General features: G+C 68.0%; 20 protein-coding genes. 16 read left to right on the forward strand and 4 right to left on the reverse strand.

Going from position 1 to position 21,037, the window contains the following annotated elements:
• Positions 1 to 58: 58 nt before the first annotated feature.
• From G582_RS0100775 to G582_RS0100835, 13 genes are all read left to right on the forward strand, one after another.
• Positions 59 to 844: an enoyl-CoA hydratase-related protein gene (locus tag G582_RS0100775; protein ID WP_028838205.1), complete on the forward strand. Its 786-nt coding sequence runs from the start codon at positions 59 to 61 to the stop codon at positions 842 to 844.
• Positions 844 to 2,835, forward strand: coding sequence for an acetyl/propionyl/methylcrotonyl-CoA carboxylase subunit alpha (locus tag G582_RS0100780; protein WP_028838206.1), 1,992 nt, complete (start codon positions 844 to 846; stop codon positions 2,833 to 2,835). Before G582_RS0100775 ends, G582_RS0100780 begins: the two co-directional genes overlap by 1 nt.
• 7 nt (positions 2,836 to 2,842) lie before the next feature.
• A complete protein-coding gene (locus G582_RS0100785) occupies positions 2,843 to 3,736 on the forward strand; it encodes a hydroxymethylglutaryl-CoA lyase (RefSeq protein ID WP_028838207.1) in 894 nt (297 codons plus the stop codon).
• Between the two features lie 30 nt (positions 3,737 to 3,766).
• Complete coding sequence (locus tag G582_RS0100790; protein ID WP_028838208.1) at positions 3,767 to 4,252, forward strand: GNAT family N-acetyltransferase; 486 nt, start codon at positions 3,767 to 3,769, stop codon at positions 4,250 to 4,252.
• A gap of 210 nt (positions 4,253 to 4,462) precedes the next feature.
• The gene (locus tag G582_RS0100795; RefSeq protein WP_028838209.1) at positions 4,463 to 5,233 is read left to right on the forward strand and encodes an SDR family NAD(P)-dependent oxidoreductase; all 771 of its coding nucleotides are present in this window, start codon (positions 4,463 to 4,465) and stop codon (positions 5,231 to 5,233) included.
• On the forward strand, positions 5,230 to 5,532 hold the full coding sequence (locus G582_RS0100800) for a hypothetical protein (RefSeq protein WP_028838210.1): 303 nt from the start codon (positions 5,230 to 5,232) through the stop codon (positions 5,530 to 5,532). Before G582_RS0100795 ends, G582_RS0100800 begins: the two co-directional genes overlap by 4 nt.
• Positions 5,529 to 6,095: an elongation factor P-like protein YeiP gene (gene yeiP, locus G582_RS0100805; protein ID WP_028838211.1), complete on the forward strand. Its 567-nt coding sequence runs from the start codon at positions 5,529 to 5,531 to the stop codon at positions 6,093 to 6,095. Before G582_RS0100800 ends, yeiP begins: the two co-directional genes overlap by 4 nt.
• 193 nt (positions 6,096 to 6,288) lie before the next feature.
• The gene (locus G582_RS0100810; protein ID WP_028838212.1) at positions 6,289 to 6,531 is read left to right on the forward strand and encodes a type II toxin-antitoxin system ParD family antitoxin; all 243 of its coding nucleotides are present in this window, start codon (positions 6,289 to 6,291) and stop codon (positions 6,529 to 6,531) included.
• Positions 6,528 to 6,842, forward strand: coding sequence for a type II toxin-antitoxin system RelE/ParE family toxin (locus tag G582_RS0100815; RefSeq protein ID WP_028838213.1), 315 nt, complete (start codon positions 6,528 to 6,530; stop codon positions 6,840 to 6,842). The genes G582_RS0100810 and G582_RS0100815 overlap by 4 nt, the downstream gene beginning before the upstream one ends.
• A 73-nt stretch (positions 6,843 to 6,915) precedes the next feature.
• Positions 6,916 to 8,607: a site-specific DNA-methyltransferase gene (locus G582_RS0100820; protein WP_028838214.1), complete on the forward strand. Its 1,692-nt coding sequence runs from the start codon at positions 6,916 to 6,918 to the stop codon at positions 8,605 to 8,607.
• The gene (locus G582_RS0100825) at positions 8,604 to 9,662 is read left to right on the forward strand and encodes a virulence RhuM family protein (RefSeq protein WP_028838215.1); all 1,059 of its coding nucleotides are present in this window, start codon (positions 8,604 to 8,606) and stop codon (positions 9,660 to 9,662) included. The genes G582_RS0100820 and G582_RS0100825 overlap by 4 nt, the downstream gene beginning before the upstream one ends.
• Positions 9,659 to 12,280, forward strand: a complete 2,622-nt coding sequence (locus G582_RS0100830; protein WP_028838216.1) for a DEAD/DEAH box helicase — start codon at positions 9,659 to 9,661, stop codon at positions 12,278 to 12,280. The genes G582_RS0100825 and G582_RS0100830 overlap by 4 nt, the downstream gene beginning before the upstream one ends.
• 32 nt (positions 12,281 to 12,312) lie before the next feature.
• Positions 12,313 to 12,894 carry a GNAT family N-acetyltransferase gene (locus G582_RS0100835; protein ID WP_028838217.1) on the forward strand — a complete coding sequence of 194 codons (582 nt, stop codon included), beginning with the start codon at positions 12,313 to 12,315 and terminating at the stop codon, positions 12,892 to 12,894.
• A gap of 6 nt (positions 12,895 to 12,900) precedes the next feature.
• Here G582_RS0100835 and G582_RS0100840 read toward each other — a convergent pair whose 3' ends face one another.
• The 3 genes from G582_RS0100840 to G582_RS0100850 all read right to left on the reverse strand — a co-directional run bounded on the left by G582_RS0100840 (position 12,901) and on the right by G582_RS0100850 (position 16,537).
• Positions 12,901 to 14,724, reverse strand: a complete 1,824-nt coding sequence (locus tag G582_RS0100840) for a DUF7844 domain-containing protein (protein WP_028838218.1) — start codon at positions 14,722 to 14,724, stop codon at positions 12,901 to 12,903.
• Positions 14,721 to 15,008 carry a DUF2388 domain-containing protein gene (locus G582_RS0100845; protein ID WP_028838219.1) on the reverse strand — a complete coding sequence of 96 codons (288 nt, stop codon included), beginning with the start codon at positions 15,006 to 15,008 and terminating at the stop codon, positions 14,721 to 14,723. Before G582_RS0100845 ends, G582_RS0100840 begins: the two co-directional genes overlap by 4 nt.
• A 143-nt stretch (positions 15,009 to 15,151) precedes the next feature.
• A complete protein-coding gene (locus G582_RS0100850; RefSeq protein ID WP_028838220.1) occupies positions 15,152 to 16,537 on the reverse strand; it encodes an FAD-binding oxidoreductase in 1,386 nt (461 codons plus the stop codon).
• A 169-nt stretch (positions 16,538 to 16,706) separates the two neighbouring features.
• On the opposite strand from G582_RS0100850, the gene serA reads away from it, so the two are divergent.
• Positions 16,707 to 17,948 carry a phosphoglycerate dehydrogenase gene (serA, locus tag G582_RS0100855; protein ID WP_028838221.1) on the forward strand — a complete coding sequence of 414 codons (1,242 nt, stop codon included), beginning with the start codon at positions 16,707 to 16,709 and terminating at the stop codon, positions 17,946 to 17,948.
• On the opposite strand, the gene G582_RS0100860 is transcribed toward serA, so the two are convergent.
• Positions 17,949 to 18,524 (reverse strand): NUDIX hydrolase, encoded by a 576-nt coding sequence (locus tag G582_RS0100860; RefSeq protein WP_028838222.1) that lies wholly within the window; start codon positions 18,522 to 18,524, stop codon positions 17,949 to 17,951. It abuts the gene before it with no gap.
• A gap of 115 nt (positions 18,525 to 18,639) precedes the next feature.
• On the opposite strand from G582_RS0100860, the gene G582_RS14950 reads away from it, so the two are divergent.
• Positions 18,640 to 20,178 (forward strand): amino acid permease, encoded by a 1,539-nt coding sequence (locus G582_RS14950; RefSeq protein WP_038052289.1) that lies wholly within the window; start codon positions 18,640 to 18,642, stop codon positions 20,176 to 20,178.
• A 74-nt stretch (positions 20,179 to 20,252) separates the two neighbouring features.
• The gene (locus tag G582_RS0100870) at positions 20,253 to 20,921 is read left to right on the forward strand and encodes a class II aldolase/adducin family protein (protein WP_038052292.1); all 669 of its coding nucleotides are present in this window, start codon (positions 20,253 to 20,255) and stop codon (positions 20,919 to 20,921) included.
• The last annotated feature ends 116 nt before the right edge of the window (positions 20,922 to 21,037 follow it).

Genomic DNA, 21,037 nt, shown 5'->3' on the forward strand with positions numbered 1-21,037 from the left:
CATTCCCACGCTCCCGCTATCATGTGTTGGATCAAATTCCGGAGCGATCGATCCGCCCATGAGCCAAGCCCTGCAACTTGACCGCGACGGCGCCGTCGCCCGCCTGCGGATGACCCGCGCGCAGGTGCACAACGCCTTCGACGCCGGCCTGATCGCCGGGCTGACCACCGCGCTGGCCGGGCTGGCCGACGATCCCGCGGTGCGGGTGGTGGTGCTGGAAGCCGAGGGCCCCTCGTTCTCGGCCGGCGCCGACCTCAACTGGATGCGCGGCATGGCCGCCGCCAGCGAGGCCGGGAATCGCGACGACAGCCTCGCCCTCGCCCGCCTGATGCGCACCCTGGACGAACTGCCGAAGCCGACCATCGCCGCCGTGCAGGGATCCGCCTTTGGCGGCGGCGTGGGGCTGGTGGCCTGCTGCGACATCGCCATCGGCGCGGCCGGGGCGAAGTTCGGCCTGACCGAAAGCAAGCTCGGCCTGCTGCCGGCGGTGATCTCGCCCTACGTCATCAGCGCCATCGGCCCGCGCCAGGCGCGCCGCTGGTTCGCCAGCGCCGAGATCTTCGACGCCGCCGAAGCGCTGCGCATCGGCCTGCTGCACCAGGTCGTCGACGCCGACGCGCTGGGCGCGGCCGTGCAGCGCCAGATCGACCTGCTGCTGAAGGCCGGGCCGGTGGCCTCCGCCTCCGCCAAACAGCTGGTGCGCGCCGTCTGCGCTCACACAGACGGCGCGAAACACGACGCAGACAACGCCGCCCTGATCGCCCGCCTGCGGGTCTCGCCCGAGGGCCAGGAAGGCCTGTCGGCCTTCCTCGACAAACGCAAGCCGAACTGGATCCAAGCCTGATGTTCTCCACCATCCTGATCGCCAACCGCGGCGAGATCGCCTGCCGCGTGATCCGCACCGCGCGCAAGCTCGGCATCCGCACCGTGGCGGTTTTTTCCGAAGCCGACGCCGATGCCCAGCACGTGCGGCTGGCGGACGAAGCGCACTGCATCGGCGGCCCGCGCCCGCAGGACAGCTACCTGCGCGGCGATGCGATCCTCGAAGTGGCATCAAGGACCGGCGCCCAGGCGATCCACCCCGGCTATGGCTTCCTGTCCGAAAACGCGGACTTCGCCGACGCAGTGGCGGCCGCCGGCATCGCCTTCATCGGCCCGTCCGGCAGCTCGATGCGCAAGATGGGCAGCAAGGCCGGCGCCAAGGACCTGATGGCCGCCGCGGGGGTGCCGGTGGTGCCGGGCTATACCGGCGAAGACCAGTCGCCCGACCTGCTGCAGCGCGAGGCCGACCGCATCGGCTATCCGCTGATGATCAAGGCCGCGCACGGCGGCGGCGGCAAGGGCATGCGCATCGTGCGCGCGGCCGGCGAATTCGCCGCCAACCTCGAAAGCTGCCAGCGCGAGGCGAAGAACGCGTTCGGCAAGGACCGCGTGCTGCTGGAACGCTACATCGAGCATCCGCGCCACATCGAGATCCAGATCTTCGGCGATGCCCACGGCGGCGCCATCCACCTCGGCGAGCGCGAGTGCTCGGCGCAGCGGCGCTACCAGAAGGTGCTGGAGGAATCTCCCTCGCCCTTCCTCACCCCCGAACTGCGCGCGGCGATGGGCGCGGCGGCGGTGCAGGCCGCGCACGCGATCGACTACGCCAACGCCGGCACGGTGGAGTTCATCGTGGCGCCCTCGGGCGAGTTCTTCTTCATGGAGATCAACACCCGCCTGCAGGTGGAACACCCGGTTACCGAGGAAGTCACCGGGCTCGACCTGGTCGCGTGGCAGCTGCGCATCGCCGCCGGCCAGCCGCTGCCCCTGCAGCAGCAGGACATCGTCCAGCGCGGCCATGCCATCGAAGTGCGGCTGTATGCGGAAGACCCGGACGCCGGCTTCCTGCCCGGCTCCGGCACCCTGCAGACGCTGCACCTGCCGGCACCGTCCGCGCATGTGCGCATTGACTCCGGCGTGGTCGAAGGCGACAACGTCACCATCTTCTACGACCCGATGATCGCCAAGCTCATCGTCCACGACAGCGACCGCCCGCGCGCGCTGGCGCGGCTGCGCGAGGCGCTGGCGCAATGCGTGATCCGCGGGCCGAAATCGAATGTCGGCTTCCTTGAACGCCTGATCCGCCATCCGGCGGTGGTCGAAGCCCGCATCGACACCGGCTATCTGGACCGCCATCTGGACGAGTTCCTCGCCCCGCCGCGCGAAGACGCCGCGCTGCTGCTGGCCGCCGCCACCCTGCAGCTGCTGCTGCAGGAAGGCGCTGCCCGCGACGCCGCCGCGCAGGCCAGCGATCCCACTTCGCCCTGGGCCAGCGCCGACGGCTGGCGGCTGGGCCATGCCAGCACCCGCCGGCTGGCGTTCGGCAACGGCGAGCGCATCGAACTGACCGCGCACGGCCATGGCGGCGAATACCGCATCGAACGCGATGGCGCCTCGCACCTCGTGTCCGGCGCGCGCTTGGACGGCGACGCGCTGACCCTGCGCCTGGAGGGCGGCATGCGCCGCTTCCGCGCCATGGCCGACGGCGACGATGTGCTGGTGCACGACGGCGATGCGCGCCTGCGCCTGCGCATCGAACCGATGTACCGCAGCCTGGCCGGCGCCGATACCAGCGCCGAAAGCCGCATCCGCGCGCCGATGCCGGGCCGGGTGGTGCTGGTGCAGGCCGTCGCCGGCGATGCCGTGCAGGCCGGCGACGTGGTGCTGGTGCTGGAGGCGATGAAGATGGAGCTGGCGCTGAAGGCCCCGCGCGACGGCGTGCTTGCGGAAATCCGCGCGCAGGCCGGCGAGTTCGTCGAAGCCGACGCGGTGCTGGCAACACTGGAGCCCTGACATGAGCCTGCCCGCCCACGTCCGCATCGTCGAAGTCGGCCCGCGCGACGGCCTGCAGAACGAAAGGACCGACATCGGCACCGCCGCCAAGATCGAGCTGATCGACCGGCTGTCTCAGACCGGTCTTGCCAGCATCGAGGCCACCGCCTTCGTCAGCCCGAAATGGGTGCCGCAGATGGCCGACGCCGCGCAGGTGCTGGCCGGCATCACCCGCGCGCCGGGCATCAGCTATCCGGTGCTGGTGCCAAACGAGCAAGGTTACGAACGCGCCCGCGCCGCCGGCGCGCAGGAGGTGGCGGTGTTCACCGCTGCCTCCGAAGCGTTCAACCTGAAGAACACCAATGCCGGAATCGATGCGTCGCTGCAGCGCTTCGCACCGGTGCTGGAACGCGCGCGCGCCGACGGCGTTAAGGTGCGCGGCTACGTCTCCACCGTGCTCGGCTGCCCTTACCAGGGTGACGTTCCGTTGGCCGAGGTGGTGCGGGTGGCGAAGGCGCTGCACGCGATGGGCTGCTACGAAATCTCGCTGGGCGACACCATCGGCGTGGGCACGCCTGCCAAGGCGCGGGCGATGCTGCAGGCGGTGGCCACCGAAGTGCCGATAGGGGCACTGGCGATCCATTTCCACGACACCTACGGGCAGGCGCTGGCCAACGTGCTGGCCTGCCTGGAGGAAGGCGTGGCGGTGGTGGACAGCGCTGTGTCCGGTGCTGGTGGCTGCCCTTACGCCAAGGGCGCCAGCGGCAACGTGGCCAGCGAGGACGTGGTCTACATGCTGCACGGGCTCGGCATCCACACCGGGATTGATTTGCCGCTGTTGGCCGAGACCGGCCGCTGGCTGGCCGGCCTGCTGGGCCGCGACACCGGCAGCAAGGTCGGGCGCGCGCTGGGCGCGGCCTGAACATCACCTCCTGAATCCGGGCCTCGCCGCATGAGAATTTTCGAAATCCGTCCCATCCGCAGCGACGACGATGCCGCGATGGCCGCCGTCATCCGCACGGTGATGCCCGAGTTCGGCGCCACCGGCAGCGGCTTCGCCATCAGCGACCCGGAAGTGGACTGGATGAGCCGCGCCTACGCCGCGCCGCGTCACGCCTATTTCGTGGTCGAGCGCGACGGACGCGTGCTGGGCGGCGCCGGCGTGGCCCCGCTGGCCGGCGGCGATGCCGATGTCTGCGAACTGCGCAAGATGTATTTCCTGCCGGAAGCCCGCGGCAGCGGCGCCGGCGCGGCGATGATGGCGCGCTGCCTGGACGCCGCGCGCGCCAGCGGTTTCACGCGCTGCTATCTGGAAACCCTCACCGGCATGGACGCGGCCATGCGCCTGTACGAGCGCAGCGGTTTCCGTCGCATCGACACCGCCATGGGTGCCACCGGGCACGGCGGCTGCAACAGGTTCTACCTGCTCGATCTTTGAGCGCTTCCTGCGCGGGACCCTCGCCTGCGGGAAACGGCACGGCGGCGGCCGGCGCGGTGCCGCGTAGAGCGGGCCATGGATGGCCCGCGTCGGCGATATCGAACAGGACGTTCGCATTGAGCCGCGAGCGGTACCGCGCCGGCCGCCGCCGTGCCCGCCGCGCCATTGCCATCCGCTAAAATCGCCGTTTCCCCGCCCGCAGGAACTCCCATGCAGCTTGCATCCGCCCGCGCCGTCGTCACCGGCGGTGTTTCCGGCCTCGGCTTCGCCGTCGCCCAGCACCTCGTCGCCCACGGTGGCAAGGTCGCCCTGTTCGACGTCAACGAGGACAAGGGCGCCGCCGCCGTGGCCGAACTGGGCGAAGCCAACGCCCGCTTCTTCAAGACCGACGTCAGCAACGAAGACCAGGTGGCCGCCAATGTCGCCGCGGCCAAAGACTTCCTCGGCGGCCTGAACACGGCCATCAATTGCGCCGGCATCCTGGGCGCGGGCCGCGTGCTGGGCAAGACCGGGCCGATGACGTTGTCGCACTTCTCCACCACGGTGATGGTGAATCTGGTCGGCAGCTTCAACGTGGCCAAGGCCTGCGCCGACCTGATGCAGCACAACGAAGCGAACGCCGACGGCGAGCGCGGCGTGATCGTCAACACCGCCTCGGTGGCGGCCTACGAAGGCCAGATCGGCCAGGCCGCCTACTCCGCCTCCAAGGGCGGCGTGGTCGGCATGACCCTGCCGATGGCGCGCGAGCTGGCCCGCTTCGGCATCCGCGTGATGACCGTGGCGCCGGGCGTGTTCTGGACCCCGATGGTGGACGGCATGCCCGACGAAGTGCAGAAGTCGCTGGCCGCCACCATCCCGTTCCCGTCGCGCCTGGGCCAGCCGCAGGAATACGCCGACCTGGTCGCCTACATCCTCACCAACACCTACCTCAACGGCGAAACCATCCGCCTGGACGGTGCCACCCGCCTGGCGCCGAAGTGAACGAGTTCGGTTCGCGCGCCGCACACTGGGTTGCCGTGCGCTGGCCGGCGATCCGCGCACGCGGCATGTGGCGTTTCGTGCTGCTCAAGGGCGTCGCCTTCTGGGGCGGACTGATGCTGGCGTTCATGGCCATCGCCATGACCCTGCAACTGGGGCCGTCGCATCCGCGCCTGCCGCTGGTACTGGCGGTCGCGGTGCCGCTGTGCGCCATCGGCGGTCTGGTCTGGGGCCTGCTTACCTGGTTCTTCAACGAACGAATCTTCCTCGCGCTCCAACAACAAAAGAAAAACCTCCCATGAAGGCTTACGACATCAAGAAGGGCAACGTCGTCGAACACAACGGCGGCGTGTACCAGATCCGCGACATCGAGCGCAGCAGCCCGCAGGGCCGTGGCGGCAACGTCAAGTTTCGCTTCACCATGTACAGCGTGCCCGGCGGCAGCAAACTCGACATCACGGTGGGCGGCGACGACGAGCTGAAGGAAGTCGAGCTGTCGCGCCGGCAGGTGACCTACTCGTACAAGGACGGCGACGCGTTCGTGTTCCTCGACGACGAGGACTACACCCCGTACACGCTCGATGCCGACGTCGTCGGCGATGCCGCCGGCTACATCGTCGATGACCTGACCGGCTGCTACATTCAGATCATCGACGACCTGCCGGTGGCGGTGCAGCTGCCGCAGTCGGTGGTGATGGAAGTCATCGAAACCCCGCCGGAACTCAAGGGCGGCACCGCCACCAAGCGCCCGAAGCCGGCCAAGCTGTCCACCGGCCTTGAAATCATGGTGCCGGAGTACATCGGCAACGGCGAAAAAGTGTGGGTGAACACCACCACCGGCGAATTCGGCGGCCGCGCGGAGTAAGCCAGCGGCAAGAACGGCGGGTGATCGCGCAGCGGGCATTGCAGCCATGCAGCGAACACCCGCCGGCCTTGCCGGCCTTGCCGGCCTTGCCGGCCTTGCCGGCATCGTCAGCGCCGCCCGCCACCGCTGCCGCTTGCCCCCTTCCACCGTCTGCGCCACACTGCCTTGGCAAGCCTTGCCATAGGAGCGCGTCGTGGCCACCATGAACATCTCCCTGCCCGACGAACTCAAGCAGTTCGTCGATGCGCAAGTGGCCGAACACGCCTACGGCTCGGCCAGCGAATACCTGCGTGAACTGATCCGCAAGCAGCGCGACGTGGAAAAGCTGCGCCAAATGCTGCTGGACGGCGCCAATTCCGGGCAGGCCACGCCCATGGAACCGGATTTCTTCGACCAGATGCGCAAACGCGCCCATGCAAGGGCCGCCGGCAAGTGAAGCCGCCGCAATGGCATCCGCTCGCAAGACTTGATGCCGACGAAGCTGCGAACTGGTACGCGGAACAAGGCGGCTTGGCATTGGAACTTCGATTCATTCAGTCCCTGGACACTGCCATTGCACAGATCGCCGGCCAGCCCGGCATCGGCGCATCACGCTATTCCGAGGTGCTGAAACTGCGCGACCTGCGCTTCTGGTCGCTCAAGGGTTTCCCGTACCTGATCTTCTACCTCGAACGCGACACGCACGTTGACATCTGGCGCGTGCTGCACGCCCAGCGCGATATTCCGGCATGGATGGGGGACGCATGAGCCGCATCGCAGCCGCTGCGACGGCCCGCCCGCAAACTGCCCCACTTCAACGCGCCGCAAGGACCGCCCCGCAATGCCCAGCCTGAACTGGATCGGCAAAGACGCCGTCGTCAAACACCACAAGGACGTGCCGTTCCGCCTGCTGGAGCCGGTGCAGTCGCTGTCGTGCGCGGGGGATGCCGACAACGCCGCCGACAGCGGCAACCTGATCGTGCAGGGCGACAACCTGCTGGCGCTGAAGGCGCTGCTGCCGCGCTACGCCGGACAGGTGAAATGCATCTACATCGACCCGCCCTACAACACCGGCAACGAGGGCTGGGTTTACAACGACAACGTCAACTCGCCGGAGATCCGCCGCTGGCTGGGCGAGGTGGTGGGCAAGGAAGGCGAGACGCTGGACCGGCACGATCGCTGGCTGTGCATGATGTATCCGCGGTTGATGCTGTTGAAGCAGTTTTTGCGGGAGGATGGGGTGATGTTCATCTCCATCGACGATCACGAAGTGCACCATCTTCGATCTATAGCCAACGAAGCCGTTGGCTTGAAGTTCGTCGGTTGCATCATCTGGGAGCGAAAGCGTAAAGGCTCCCATCTGACGAAAAAATTGACCAAGAAGACCGAGTACATCATTGCCCTTAGCCGTAAGGCTGGCGATGTTGAGTTGATCGGCGAAGATGTTGGTGAAGATGAAGACTTTCCGCTTCTCAAACGCACCAATGGCGTGAAGGATTTGCGGATTCCCTGCGCCTATTTGGGTGCGACAAAGCTGAAGGATGGGGTGTACGTCCCGGGGGATTATGGAAGCGGTGGGACAGCTGTAACACTTCTTAAACCGGCAACGGTTGCGAATGGGCGGTTTACGACGGACGTATTCCTGCGCGGTCCATTTGTTTGGACACAAGACAACTTGGACAAAGAGCTTGCATCTGGCGGGACTTGTTTCCTTCGAACGGCGAATTTTTCGCTGCGTGCGGTCAAGGGTACGGATGGGCAAGGGCAGAAAGGGTTAAGCAGCCTGTTGACCAAGGAAATCGGAACGAATGAGGACGCGTCTGCCGAGCTGGCAGAAATTCTTGGTGTCGAATTGAACTCGGTCTTTCAGTACTCCAAGCCAGCGAATCTGATCAAGACGCTCGTCCGAGCGGCGACATTTCACGACAAGGATTCCCTCATCCTCGACAGCTTCGCCGGCTCCGGCACCACCGCCCACGCCGTGCTGAAACAGAACGCCGAAGACGGCGGCAACCGCCGCTTCATCCTCGTCGAAATGGACGACGGCATCGCCCGCAACGTCACCGCCGAACGCGTCAAGCGCGTGGCCCGCGGCTACACCAACGCCAAGGGCGACGCCGTGCCCGGCCTGGGCGGCGGCTTCCAATTCTGCAAACTGGGCAAACCCCTCTTCGACGCGCGCGGCCATATCAGCAATGAAGTGCGTTTCGCCGAACTGGCGCGCTTCGTCTGGTTCATCGAAACCGGCATGGGCCTGCCGGCCAGCCGCGCCAGCCACAAGGCCGCCGACACCGCCAGCCCGCTGCTGGGCGTGCACGACCGCCGCGCCGTTTACCTGCTCTACAACGGCATCCTGAAAGACCGCAGCATCGACGGCGGCAACGTCCTCACCACCCCGCTGCTGGACCTGCTGCCCGCCCACGACGGCCCACGCGTGGTCTATGGCGCCCGCTGCGCCATCGGCGCCGACCGCCTGCGCGCGCTGGGCATCACCTTCAAGCAACTGCCCTATCACCTGCGGGTGGCGCCGTGAACCCGCAGGATGACAGCCCCGCTCCGCAGTCGGAACTGCTGCTGTACCGCGACGCCAACGCGCACACCCGGATCGAGGTGCGGCTGGAAGGCGACAACGTGTGGCTGCCGCAGCGGCAGATCGCCGAGCTGTATCAGGTGTCGGTCAAGACAATCAGCGAGCATCTGCAGAACATTTTTGACGAGGGCGAGCTTGAACCTGAACGAACTATCCGGAAATTCCGGATGGTTCAAGCCGAAGGCCCGCGCGAGGTGCGCCGGCTGGTGGACCACTACAACCTGGCCGCCATCCTGGCCGTGGGCTACCGGGTGCGCTCCGCGCGCGGCACCCAGTTCCGCCAGTGGGCCAGCCAACGGCTGTCCGAATATCTGGTCAAGGGCTTCGCCATGGATGACGAACGCCTCAAGCGCGGCCCGGACGATGGCTACTTCGAAGAACTGCTGGCGCGCATCCGCGACATCCGCAGCTCGGAGCGGATGTTCTGGCGCAAGGTGCTGGACATCTACGCCACCAGTATTGACTACGACGCATCGGCGGACGCCAGCCAGCGCTTCTTCCAGACCGTGCAGAACAAGATGCACTGGGCCGCGCATGGCCACACCGCCGCCGAAGTGGTGCTGGCGCGTGCCGATGCGCGCCAGCCCAACATGGGCATGACCAGCACCAGTGCCGGCCAACCGCGCCGGCAGGATGCGCCAATCGCCAAGAATTACCTGCACGAAGCCGAACTCGATGCGCTGAACCGCATCGTCACCGCCTATCTGGAATTCGCGGAATTGCAGGCCCTGAACCGCCAGCCGATGACGATGGCGGACTGGATCGCCAAGCTCGACGATTTCCTGCGCCTGAGCGGGCGCGACCTGTTGACGCATGCCGGACGCGTGCGCCACGACGATGCCCTGCGCCACGCGCAGCAGCAATACGATGCCTGGCGCAAGCAGCAATCGGCCCTGCCGCAGGCGGTGGATCGCGATTTCGACAACGCGACCCAGGCTTTGCAACCCGTGGCCCGAAAGCGCGGCAAAAACCGCACCCCCAAGGACAACGACGCATGAGCCTGAAGGTCTACCAGTCCGACGTGCTGGACCGCTACGAAACCTTCCTGCGCGCCTGGCGCGCGCAGGCGCAGGTGCATCCGGGCGAGCGCGTGGCCAGCCGGCTGGCGTTCGAGGAATGCACGCTGGAAAACTTCGGCTTCCGCATCCCCTATCACGCGCCGCCGGCCTTTGAGGCCAGCGACACCCCGGTGGTCTGCCTGCGGGTGCCCACCGGCGGCGGCAAGACCCTGATCGGCGGCCATGCCATCGCCCGGGTCAAGCGCAGCCTTGCGCCCGTGGAACACAGCCTGACCCTGTGGCTGGTGCCCACCGACGCCATCCGCAGCCAGACCCTGCGGGCCTTGCGCACGCCGGGCGCGCTGCTGCACGACGAGCTGCGCACGCTGTTCGGCGACGTGGCGGTGCTGGACATCGACGAGGCGCTGTCGGTGTCGCCGGCGGTGCTGGACAGCCACGACACCATCATCGTCACCACCATGCAGGCCTTCAAGCAGGCCGAAACCGACCGTCTGGCGGTGTATCGCGCCAATGGCGCGCTGATGGAACATTTCCGCGGCATCGACGGCAGCGGCTGGTCACTGGCCGAGGCGCTGGCGCTGCGCCGGCCGTTCATCGTGGTGGACGAGGCGCACAACCAGGGCAGCGCACTGGCATTCGACACCCTGGCCCGGCTGGCCCCTTGCGCGGTGCTGGAACTGACCGCCACCCCCGACCGCATGCACCAGCCGTCCAACGTGCTGGTGTCGATTTCCGCGTCCACCCTGCAAAGCGAGGACATGATCAAGCTGCCGGTGGACATGGCGGTGCACCCGGACTGGCGGATCGCGCTGCGCGAGGCCATCGCCAAACTCGATGCGCTGCAGTCCGCCGCCGATGCCGAGCGCAGCGCCACCGGCGAGACGCTGCGCCCGATCATGCTGCTGCAGGCCGAGCGCCAGCAGAAGGACAACCCGGACGCGATGACCATCGACCGCGTGCGCGCGGCATTGATCGAACAGTTCGACGTGCCCGCCGCGCAGATCGCGCGTTCCGCCACCGGGATCGATGAACTCAGCGACGCCGACCCGGCCACGCTGCGCTTCGTCATCACCGCCGACAAGCTGCGCGAAGGCTGGGACTGGCCGGCGGCCTATGTGCTGATGAGTTTCCGCGGCAGCAGCACGCAGATGGCGCTGGAGCAGATCCTGGGCCGCGTGCTGCGGATGCCGCAGGTCACGCGCAAGCAGCAGGAGGCTCTGAATTGCGCGTATGCGTTCGCGGTGTCGAACAACCTTGCCGAGGTGGCCGCCACCCTGCGCGACGGGCTGGTGCAGGCGGGCTTCGAACGCCAGGACGCCAAGGATCTGGTGCGCGGCACGGCGTTGAGCAACGGCAACGACGATCTGCTGCGCGCGCAGGCCAGCGTCAGTGTGCCGCTGCCGGCGCAGGACGGCTGTCTGGTGCTGCCGGATTTCTCGCAACTGCCCGAAGCCACCCGCAAACGCATCGAAACCAAGCTGGAGCTGTCCCCGGAAACCGGCAGCCTCACGCTGCGCGGCGAATGGAGTGCCAAGGAACAAAAGGCGCTGAAGGAGGCATTCCGTGAACCCGCCGCCGTTGCCGCGCTGGAGCAGGCCTTCACCCACCTGCAATCCCCTGTGGCTGCGCCACCGAAGACACCTTCCGAACTGGGCCAGACGTTCGAATTGCCGCTGCTGGCGTGGTCGCAAGGCGACTTGCTCTGCGATCTTGGCAATGCCCCCGCGCTGGAAGGCACGCTGACGCTGGCCGACGTCGATTTTGCGCTGGACAACGCAGCGTTCCCGCGCGAGCTGGAAACCCTGCAGCGCGCACGTCTGCGGCTGGGCGATGCGGAAAAACTCAAGCTGGACCCGCTGGAACAGCTCGACGTGCAGCTGGGCTTGTTCGGCGTGCGCGATACCGCCAGCCTTGAAGACCTGCAGTGGACGCTGGAACAGCGCCTGGCCGCGCCGGATCTGGACCCGGAAGACCTGGCCGCCTGGCTGTCCGGCGTGCTGCGACACCTGCTGGAAGTGCGTGGCTTCAGCTGCAGCGAACTGGTGTATCAGCGGGTGAAGCTGAGCGACGTTCTGGCCCAACGCATCGGCCACGCCCGACGCCACGGCCAGCACCAGCGCTTCCTCGACCTGCTGGGCGATGAGGGCCGGATGAGCGCCGATGCCCGCCTGCAGTGCGTGTTCAAATCCGGCCGCTACGCCTGGGACTGGCAATACAACGGCTTCGTCACCCTGCCCAAACACTTCTTCCCGCAAATCGGCAACCTGCAATCGCAGGGCGAAGAATTCGAATGCGCCGACTTCATCGCCAACCGGCTGGACGGTGTGCGCGACTGGGTACGCAACATCGAGCGCAAACCCGGTGCGTTCTCGTTGCCGACGTCCCACCAGCGCTTCTACCCGGACTTCCTGGTACGGATGACCGATGGCCGCATGCTGGTCGTCGAGTACAAGGGCGCGCACCTGTACGACAACCCTGAGCAGGTGGAAAAACGCCGCATCGGCCAGCTCTGGGAACGCCGCGCGGGCGAACGCTTCCGCTTCGTCATGCCCAAGCGCAAGAACTGGGGCATGATCCGCGCGGCGCTGGGGGCATAAGGCGCGAGCTGGCAATTCCGGAAACCAATGGCATGAGCCTTCCGCCCTTCTCCCTTTCCACCCACGGCGTGCGTCTGGAACCATTGGCGCGCGACCATATCGCGGCGCTGCAGGATGCGGTGGACGACGGCGACATCGGCGCGCTCAACTACGTCAACGTGCCCGCACGCGACGGCATGGCAGCCTGGGTGGAAGACGCGCTGGCGATGCACGACGCCGGCCAGCAGCTGCCATTCGCCATCGTCGTCGCCGGCCGCGTGGTCGGCAGCACACGTTTCTACGACATCGAGTTGGGCGTGCCCACGCTGGCCATCGGCTACACCTTCCACGCCGCCTCGGTCTGGCGCAGCCACGTCAACACCGCGGGCAAGCGGCTGATGCTGGGCCATGCCTTCGATACCCTGGGCGCACAGTCGGTGTATTTCCACACCAGCCACCAGAACCTGCGTTCGCAGGCGGCGATCCAGCGTCTGGGCGCGCAGCGCGACGGCATCCTGCGCGCACACCGCCGCCACAAGGACGGCAGCCTGCGCGACACCTACACCTATTCGATCATCGCCAGCGAATGGCCGGCGATCCGCGCACGGCTGGACGCACGGCTGGCAGCCGGCTGAACGCGCTCAGCGCAGCTCCAGCCCGCCCTGTTCGCGATTGAGCCGGCGCAGGCGTTCGCCCAGCGCGGCCAGGTTGTCATCGATGGCCTGCAGCTCGTGCTGCTGCGCCTGCGGCAGCGCGGCCTGCGCCAGCTGGCGCAGGCGCGCCCATTCGCCATTGACCTGCGTCGACAGCCGCATCGCCTGCGCCTGCAACGGCGCGCGTTCGCCCTGCGGCAAGCCGTAGCCCTCGTCGCCCAGCGCGCCGGGGCGCAGCAGCAGGCCGGCATCGGCCAGCAGCAGGCGCAGCTGGTCGTGCGCGGCACGGCCCTCGCCCCGCGCCAGCAGGCGACGCTTGATCAGATCGCGCGCGCGCAGCTCGGCGCGCCGCTGCGCGGCCTGTTCCAGCAGCAGCAGCGCCGCGGTCGTCTGCAGGTCGCCCTGCCCCAACCAGGGCCTGCGCTGCGGCGCCGGCAGCGCCAGCCAGTCTTCAAGCAACGGCTGCGGCAGCGCCAGCCGCTGCTGCGCCAGCACGAACATCTGCCGGTAGCGCGCCTGCGCCGACTCGAAGTAGTAGCCGTCGCGCAGCGCGGCGTCGCGGTCTGCCAGCACCGAGGCATCGGCCACGCCGCTGCGCTGCAGCTTCCGCAGCAGGCCGGTGGGGGTGATGCTGCGCAGCGGCAGCGCGGCCAGCCGCGGTACGCCGCCCTGCAGCAGCCGCCAGGTTTCCACCGCGCAGTTGTTGTCGATGAAGTAGTAGCGGCCGTCGTAGCTCCAATGCAGCTGCGCGGCGCGTTCCAGCAGACCGGCGATGTCGCCCGGCTGCAGCGCCAGCGGGATCGAACGCAGGCCGCGCAGTTCGATCTGGGTGTATTCGTCGATCACCTGATCCAGCGGCAGCAGGAACAGCCGCGACGGGTAGCGCCCGGTCAGGCCGCGCCAGCTGGAGATCTGCACGTCGTCGACGAAGGCGCGGAAGCTGAGCACGCGGTGGTATTGCAGGTCCAGCCTGCAGTCCGGCCCCGGCGTGCGGCCGGGCGCGCAGATCACCAGCCGCAGCATGCTGTGGCCCCAGCGGCTCATCGGCGCTTCGTTGCCCTCGGCCAGCAGGTAATCGACCGCGTACACGCGCACCGGATCGATCTGCTCGAAGCCAGCCGCAGCCGCATCCGCACCGGCCTGCAGGAACAGCAGCCCCGGCGCGCAGTCCGCGGCCGGCGGCCACCAATCGAAACGGGCGGCGAAATACCGCGCCAATGCCGGGCGCCGACAGGCGTATTCGGGGTCCAGCAGGAACCATTCCAGATTGACCGCGACGAACTCGCCGGGGTCCTGCAGCTCGTAGCGGTCCGGGCTGCGGTCGGTGAACGGGTTGTGGCGGCCGCGCAGGCCCAGGCGCAGCGGGCGCAGCTGCCAGCCGGCCAGATCCAGCAGGCGCGGATCGCGCGACAGCCCACCTGCCGGCCCGCGATCCAGCACATGCGCCAGTTCGTGGATCAGCGCGGCCTGGGCCGCGCGTGCGGCGGGGTCCGCGTCGCCGGCAAGCAGCGAGCGCGCCATCCAGCCGTCCAGCAGTTCGCGACGCAGGCCGATCTGCATGCCCACGCTGCGGCCATGCACCTGCGCCGGCAGGTCATCGCGCCAGCGCAGGTGCAGATCAGCAGGCATGGCAGCGCGCCAGACCGGCGGCAGCCGCGTTGCGACCGCCGCTACCAGCGCATGGCTGGCATGCAGCTGCGCCGCATCCAGTCCGCGCGGCTCCACCTGCAACCCGGAAGCGGCAGCCGGCAGCGTGATGCCGGCCAGCACTGCCGCCGCCAGCAGCCGCCACTGAAGGCGGCGCAGGGTCACCGCGCCAGGATGGCCTGCGCCAGCCGCATGTCGCTGGCGGCGCGCGCATCGGCGCGACGCTCGCGCAGCAGCCGCAGCGCGGCCTGCAGACGCGCGCCGCGGATCCCGCCATCGCTGGCGACGAAAGCGGCGGCATCCGCGCGCGCCTGCAGCACCACCTTGTCGTCGCCGGAGGTGCTGCCGGACGTCGCCGAACCCGCCGACGAGGCGCTGGAGGCGAAGCTGCCGGCGCACACCGGCGCAGCCATCAGCAGCAGGGAAAGGGAGAGAAAAGTTTTCGACATGATGTTCTCGGCTGGCGCGCCCGTGCTGGCGTGCCGGCAGACTAATGCAAAGCCGCGGCGAATCCCGCCTCGGGGCGCGTCCGCCGGCGCGCGGCGGTTCATGTTGCGGCCGCGGTCAGCAGTCAGCAGTCAGCAGTCAGCAGTCAGCAGTCGAACAGCTTGCCGGGATTCATGATCCCGTTCGGGTCCAGCGCCGCCTTGATGCCGCGCATGGCCGCGATTTCCGCCGCGCTGCGGGTGCAGGACAGATAGGGCTTCTTCACCAGCCCGATGCCGTGTTCAGCGGAAATGCTGCCGCCGTGTGCCTGCAGCACCCCGGCCAGCAGCTTGGTCACGCGCTCGCAGTCGGCCACGAACGCATCCTGGGCCATGGCATCGGGCTTGAGGATGTTGATGTGCAGGTTGCCGTCGCCGATATGGCCGAACCACACCACCTCCAGCTGCGGATACTCGCGCCCCAGCAGCGTCTGGGTTTCGGCAAGGAACGCCGGCATCGCCGAGATCCGCACCGACACGTCGTTCTTGTAGGGCACGTAGCGCGCCAGGCTTTCGGTGATGGCCTCGCGCAGCCGCCACAGCCGCGCGGCCTGGGCGTCGCTGGCGGAAATCACGCCATCGCTGACCAGGCCCTGTTCCAGGCACTGCCCGAACGCGGCCAGCGCCTCGGCCTCGCTGGCTTCGTCGCTGGCGAATTCCGTGACCACGTAGTACGGGTGGGCCTGCTCGAACGGCGGCGGTTCGCCGTGCGCCAACACGTGCTTCAACGCCACATCGGTCAGGAACTCGAAGGCCTGCAGCTGCAGCCGCGCGCGGAACGCGGCGAATACCTGCATCAGCGCCTCGAACGACGGCAGCGCCAGCAGCATCACGTTGCTGGGCGGCGGCGGGTCGGTGAGCTTGAGCGTGGCCTCGACGATGATGCCCAGCGTGCCTTCCGAGGCGATCGCCAGATGCCGCAGGTCGTAGCCGCTGGAATCCTTGACCAGCCCGCGCCCCAGCGTCATCAGCTCGCCGCTGCCGGTCACCAGCTTCACACCGGCCACCCACTCGCGGGTATTGCCGTAGCGCACCACCCGGATGCCGCCGGCATTGGTGGCGATATTGCCGCCGATGCTGCACGAACCGCGCGAGGCGAAATCCACCGGGTACTGCAGGCCGTGTTCGCGCGCCGTCTCCTGCACCTTCTGCAGCGGGATGCCGGCCTGCACGGTCAGCGTGCGATCCACCGCATCGAACGCCAGCAACTTGTGCATGCGTTCCAGGCTGAGCACCAGCTCGCCGTTGGCGGCCACCGCGCCGCCGGACAGGCCGGTGCGGCCGCCCGAGGGCACGATCCCCACGCCTTCTGCATTGGCCCAGCGCACGATGGCCTGCACTTCCTCCACGCTGGCCGGCAGCGCGACCGCCAGCGGCGCCGGCGGCCAGCGCCGGGTCCAGTCGCGGCCGAAGTGCTCCAGGTCGGCGGGTTCGGTCAGCAGCCGCAGTTCGGGCAGCAGGGCGCGCAGGGATTGGAGGCGGTCGTCGGACATGGCGGCGGTGATCCGGAAGAAAACATGGCCGCAACGGCAGCGCCGGCACGGTTTCAACTGCAACCTCCAAAATGGCATGTTGCGCCCGGAAAATAGCATGACGCAGCGCAACAAAAACGCCGTATTTCTGGCTATAGTCGGTGTCCGTACCCTGCCGGATGCCGCACGCATGTCCCTGAAGAAGACCTCCTTCCCGAAACAGGACATCCGCGTGCTGCTGCTGGAGGGCGTCAGCCAGACCGCGGTGGACGCGCTGCGTGCCGCCGGCTACAGCCAGATCGAATACCACGCCAAGGCGCTGCCCGAAGACGAGCTGAAGGCGCGCATCGCCGAGGCGCATATCGTCGGGCTGCGCTCGCGCACCCAGCTCACCGCCGAAGTGCTGGCCGAGGCCAAGCGCCTGATCGCCATCGGCTGCTTCTGCATCGGCACCAACCAGGTGGACCTGGACGCCGCCGAACTGGCCGGCATCCCGGTATTCAACGCGCCCTATTCCAATACCCGTAGCGTGGCCGAGCTGGTGCTGGCGCAGACGGTGATGCTGATGCGCGGCATCCCGCAGAAGAGCGCGCAGTGCCACCGCGGCGGCTGGTCGAAGGCCGCCACCGGCAGCCACGAAGTGCGCGGCAAGACGCTCGGCATCGTCGGCTATGGCCACATCGGCACCCAGGTGGGCGTGCTGGCCGAGGGGCTGGGGATGCAGGTGATCTTCCACGACATCGAAACCAAGCTGTCACTGGGCAACGCGCGCGCCGCGGCCGGGCTGGACGACCTGCTCTCGCGCGCCGACGTGGTCACCCTGCACGTGCCGGAAACCCCGTCCACCCAGTGGATGATCGGCGCGCAGCAGCTGGCCAGGATGAAGCCCGGCGCCCACCTCATCAACGCCGCGCGCGGCACCGTGGTGGTGATCGAAGCGCTGGCCGCGGCGCTGGAATCCGGTCATCTCGGCGGTGCCGCGGTGGACGTGTTCCCGGTCGAACCCAAGGCCAACGGCGATGTCTTCGAATCGCCGCTGCGCGGCCGCGACAACGTGATCCTGACCCCGCACATCGGCGGCAGCACGCTGGAAGCGCAGGACAACATCGGCGTGGAGGTGGCGGCCAAGCTGGTGCGCTACAGCGACAACGGCAGCACCCTGTCGGCGGTCAACTTCCCCGAGGTGACGCTGCCCGAGCACGAGGGCAGCCTGCGCCTGCTGCACATCCACCGCAACGTGCCTGGCGTGCTGTCGCGGGTCAACGAGATCTTCAGTCGCCACGCGGTCAACATCGACGGCCAGTTCCTGCGCACCGACGCGCACGTGGGCTACGTGGTGATCGACGTCAGCGCCGACGAAACCCAGGCGGCCGCGATCAAGGACGAATTGGCCGCGATCGAAGGCACGCTGCGGGTGCGGGTGCTGTACTGATCAGCCGCGCGCCAGCCACTTGCGCGCCATCCGCCGCACCGATGCGTCCGTCGCCGGATCGGCGGCCAATTCGTCGATGTGGCGCCAGGCCAGGTCCAGCGATTCCTCGCTGATGGTGTAGGCCTCGTCGTCGCCGGCATGCACCACGTAGCGCACGTCGTAATGCCAGTGCGCGGGCACCGACTTGTGTTCGGGAATCCAGTGGCGGTCGAGATCGAAGATCGCATCGCTGACGCGCAGGCCGGCCAGCCCGGATTCCTCTTCCGCCTCGCGCAGCGCCGCCAGCGGAAGTTCGCGCTGGCCATCGGCGTGCCCACCCAGCTGCAGCCACAGGCGCAGCTTGCGGTGATGGGTCAGCAGCACGCGCGTGCCGCTGCGATCCACCAGCCAGCACGAGGCGGTGAAGTGACCGGCCAGGCGCTCGCGCCGGAACGGGTTCTCGGCATCGGCCAGCAGGTCGCGGAACAGCGCAACGGTGGCAGCTTCGTCCGGCCAGCGTGCGGCATAGTCATCCAGCGCGGCTTGCAGGGCTGCGTCCATCGCGGTTTTGCTCCTTGGAATCTGAATGCGCTGCATTATCCCGCGTCGTGACCGCCGGCGCTTGTGCGCGACGCCCATGAACGTTTAAGGTCGGCGCCTTGCGGCATGCCTGCAGGCGGCCGACCACAACAAGAACCGGGGGAGTCACCTGATGCTGTTCCAGCGAGTCAAGCCGCTCGACAAGATCCTCGAGACAGCGGAAAAGAAAGCACTCACGCGCCAGCTAGGCGCCTTCCAGCTCACCCTGCTCGGCATCGGCGCCATCATCGGCACCGGCATTTTCGTGCTGACTGCGGAAGCGGGGCAGAAGGCCGGCCCGGCGATGATGCTGGCGTTCGTGATCGCGGCGGTGGTGTGCGCGCTGGCCGCGCTGGCCTATTCCGAACTGGCCTCGATGGTGCCGGTGGCCGGCTCCGCCTACACCTACACCTACGCGGTAATGGGCGAGGCGATCGCCTGGACCGTGGGCTGGGCGCTGGTGCTGGAATACGCGGTGGCCGCAGGCGCGGTGGCGGTGGGCTGGTCCGGCTACATGAACGGCCTGCTGTCCAGCGCCGGGATAGAGCTGCCGATGGCGCTCAAGACCGGCCCGATGGATGGCGGCGCGTTCAACCTGCTGGCCTTCACCATCTCGCTGGTGATCACCGGCCTGCTGGTGCTGGGCACCTCCAAGTCCGCCAAGGTCAATGCGGTGCTGGTGCTGATCAAGGTGGTCGCGCTGACCGCATTCGTCATCATCGCGGTGCCGGCGGCCAAGGACAGCAACTTCCAGCCGTTCTTCCCCACCGGTTGGGGCAGCCCGCTGGGCGGCATCGGCGTGCTGGGCGCGGCGGCGTCGATCTTCTTCGCCTACGTCGGCTTCGATGCGGTCTCGACCGCGGCCGAGGAAACCAAGAACCCGAACCGCAACATCCCGATCGGCCTGATCGGCTCGCTGCTGGTCTGCACCGTCTTCTACATGCTGGTGGGCTACGGCGCGGTCGGCGCGATCGGTTCGCAGCCGATGCTGGACGCCGCCGGCGTGGCCTTCCACCCGGGCACCCCGCAGATGGCCGCCGCCTGCGCCGGCTCCGACGCGCTGGTGTGCAGCAAGGAACCGCTGGCCCACGTGCTGAAGGTGATGGGCTTCGCCGGCTGGGGCAACGCGATCGGCCTGGCCGCCGCGCTGGCGCTGCCGTCGGTGGTGCTGATGATGATCTACGGCCAGACCCGCATCTTCTTCACCATGTCGCGCGACGGCCTGCTGCCGGAAGCGCTGTCGCGGGTGCATCCGAAGTTCCGCACCCCGCACGTGGTGACCATGGTCACCGGCGTATTCGTGGCGCTGTTCGCGGCGATGTTCCCGGTTGGCATCCTGGCCGACATCTCCAACTCCGGCACCCTGTTCGCCTTCATGGCGGTGTCGCTGGGCGTGCTGATCCTGCGCAAGCGCGAGCCGAACCGGCACCGTCCGTTCCGCACCCCAATGGCCTGGGTGGTCTGCCCGCTGGCCATCGTCGGCTGCCTGCTGCTGTTCCTGAACCTATCGATCTACACCATCGGCCTGTTCTTTGGCTGGGCGGTGATCGGGCTGATCGTGTACGCCCTGTACGGCTACCGTCATAGCGACCTGGCCCGCGGCATCACCGGCCCGGAAGGTGGCAACACGATGGACGCCGAGCCCAAGTTCCACGAGGGTCCGCAGGCCTGATCGCAGGCCCATGCACCGCGAAAAACCCGGCTCCGGCCGGGTTTTTCGTTATGGCTTGCCGTTATCCTTTGCGGATGTCGAATTCGCACATCCTGCACGACCACGAGCGCGCCGCCCGGCAGTCGCTGATCGACCACTGCCGCGCGATGAACGCCAGCGGGCTGTCGCTGAACAAGTCCGGCAATGCCAGCATCCGCTGGCGCGAAGGGCTGCTGATCACCCCCACCGGCCGCGCCTATGACCGCCTGCTGCCGGAGGACATCGTCTATCTGCAAGCCGACGGCACCTGCCCGCCCGGGCAGCTGCTCCCGTCCAGCGAATGGCGCTTCCACTGCGACATCCTGCATGCGTTCCCGGAGATGAACGCGGTGGTGCACGTGCACTCCACCCATGCCACCGCGCTGGCCTGTCTGGGCGAAGGGATTCCGGCGTTCCATTACATGGTCGCGGTGGCCGGCGGCGATCGCATCCCCTGCGCCGACTACGCCACCTTCGGCACCGGCCAGCTGTCCGCCAACGTCCTGCGTGCGCTGGACGGCGGCCTGCGCGCCTGCCTGATGGCGAACCACGGCCAGGTCACCACCGGCAAGACCCTGTCCGAGGCCTATGCGCTGGCGGAAGAAGTGGAGAACCTGGCCCGCCAGTACCTGCTGGCGCGCATGCTGGGCCATACCCGCGACCTGCCACCGGACGAGATGGCGCGGGTGCTGGAAAAGTTCAGCACCTATGGCCAGCAGCGATAAGGGCGTGACGCTTCGTCATTGCGAGGAAGAACAACTCGTTCTTTCACGCGCGCGCGAACCTCGCAGCATCACGCGGGCGCGGCAGCCCGCAACCAAGCGAGTATCGGGGAGCGACT

Source organism: Thermomonas fusca DSM 15424 (assembly GCF_000423885.1).
Lineage (GTDB): Bacteria > Pseudomonadota > Gammaproteobacteria > Xanthomonadales > Xanthomonadaceae > Thermomonas > Thermomonas fusca.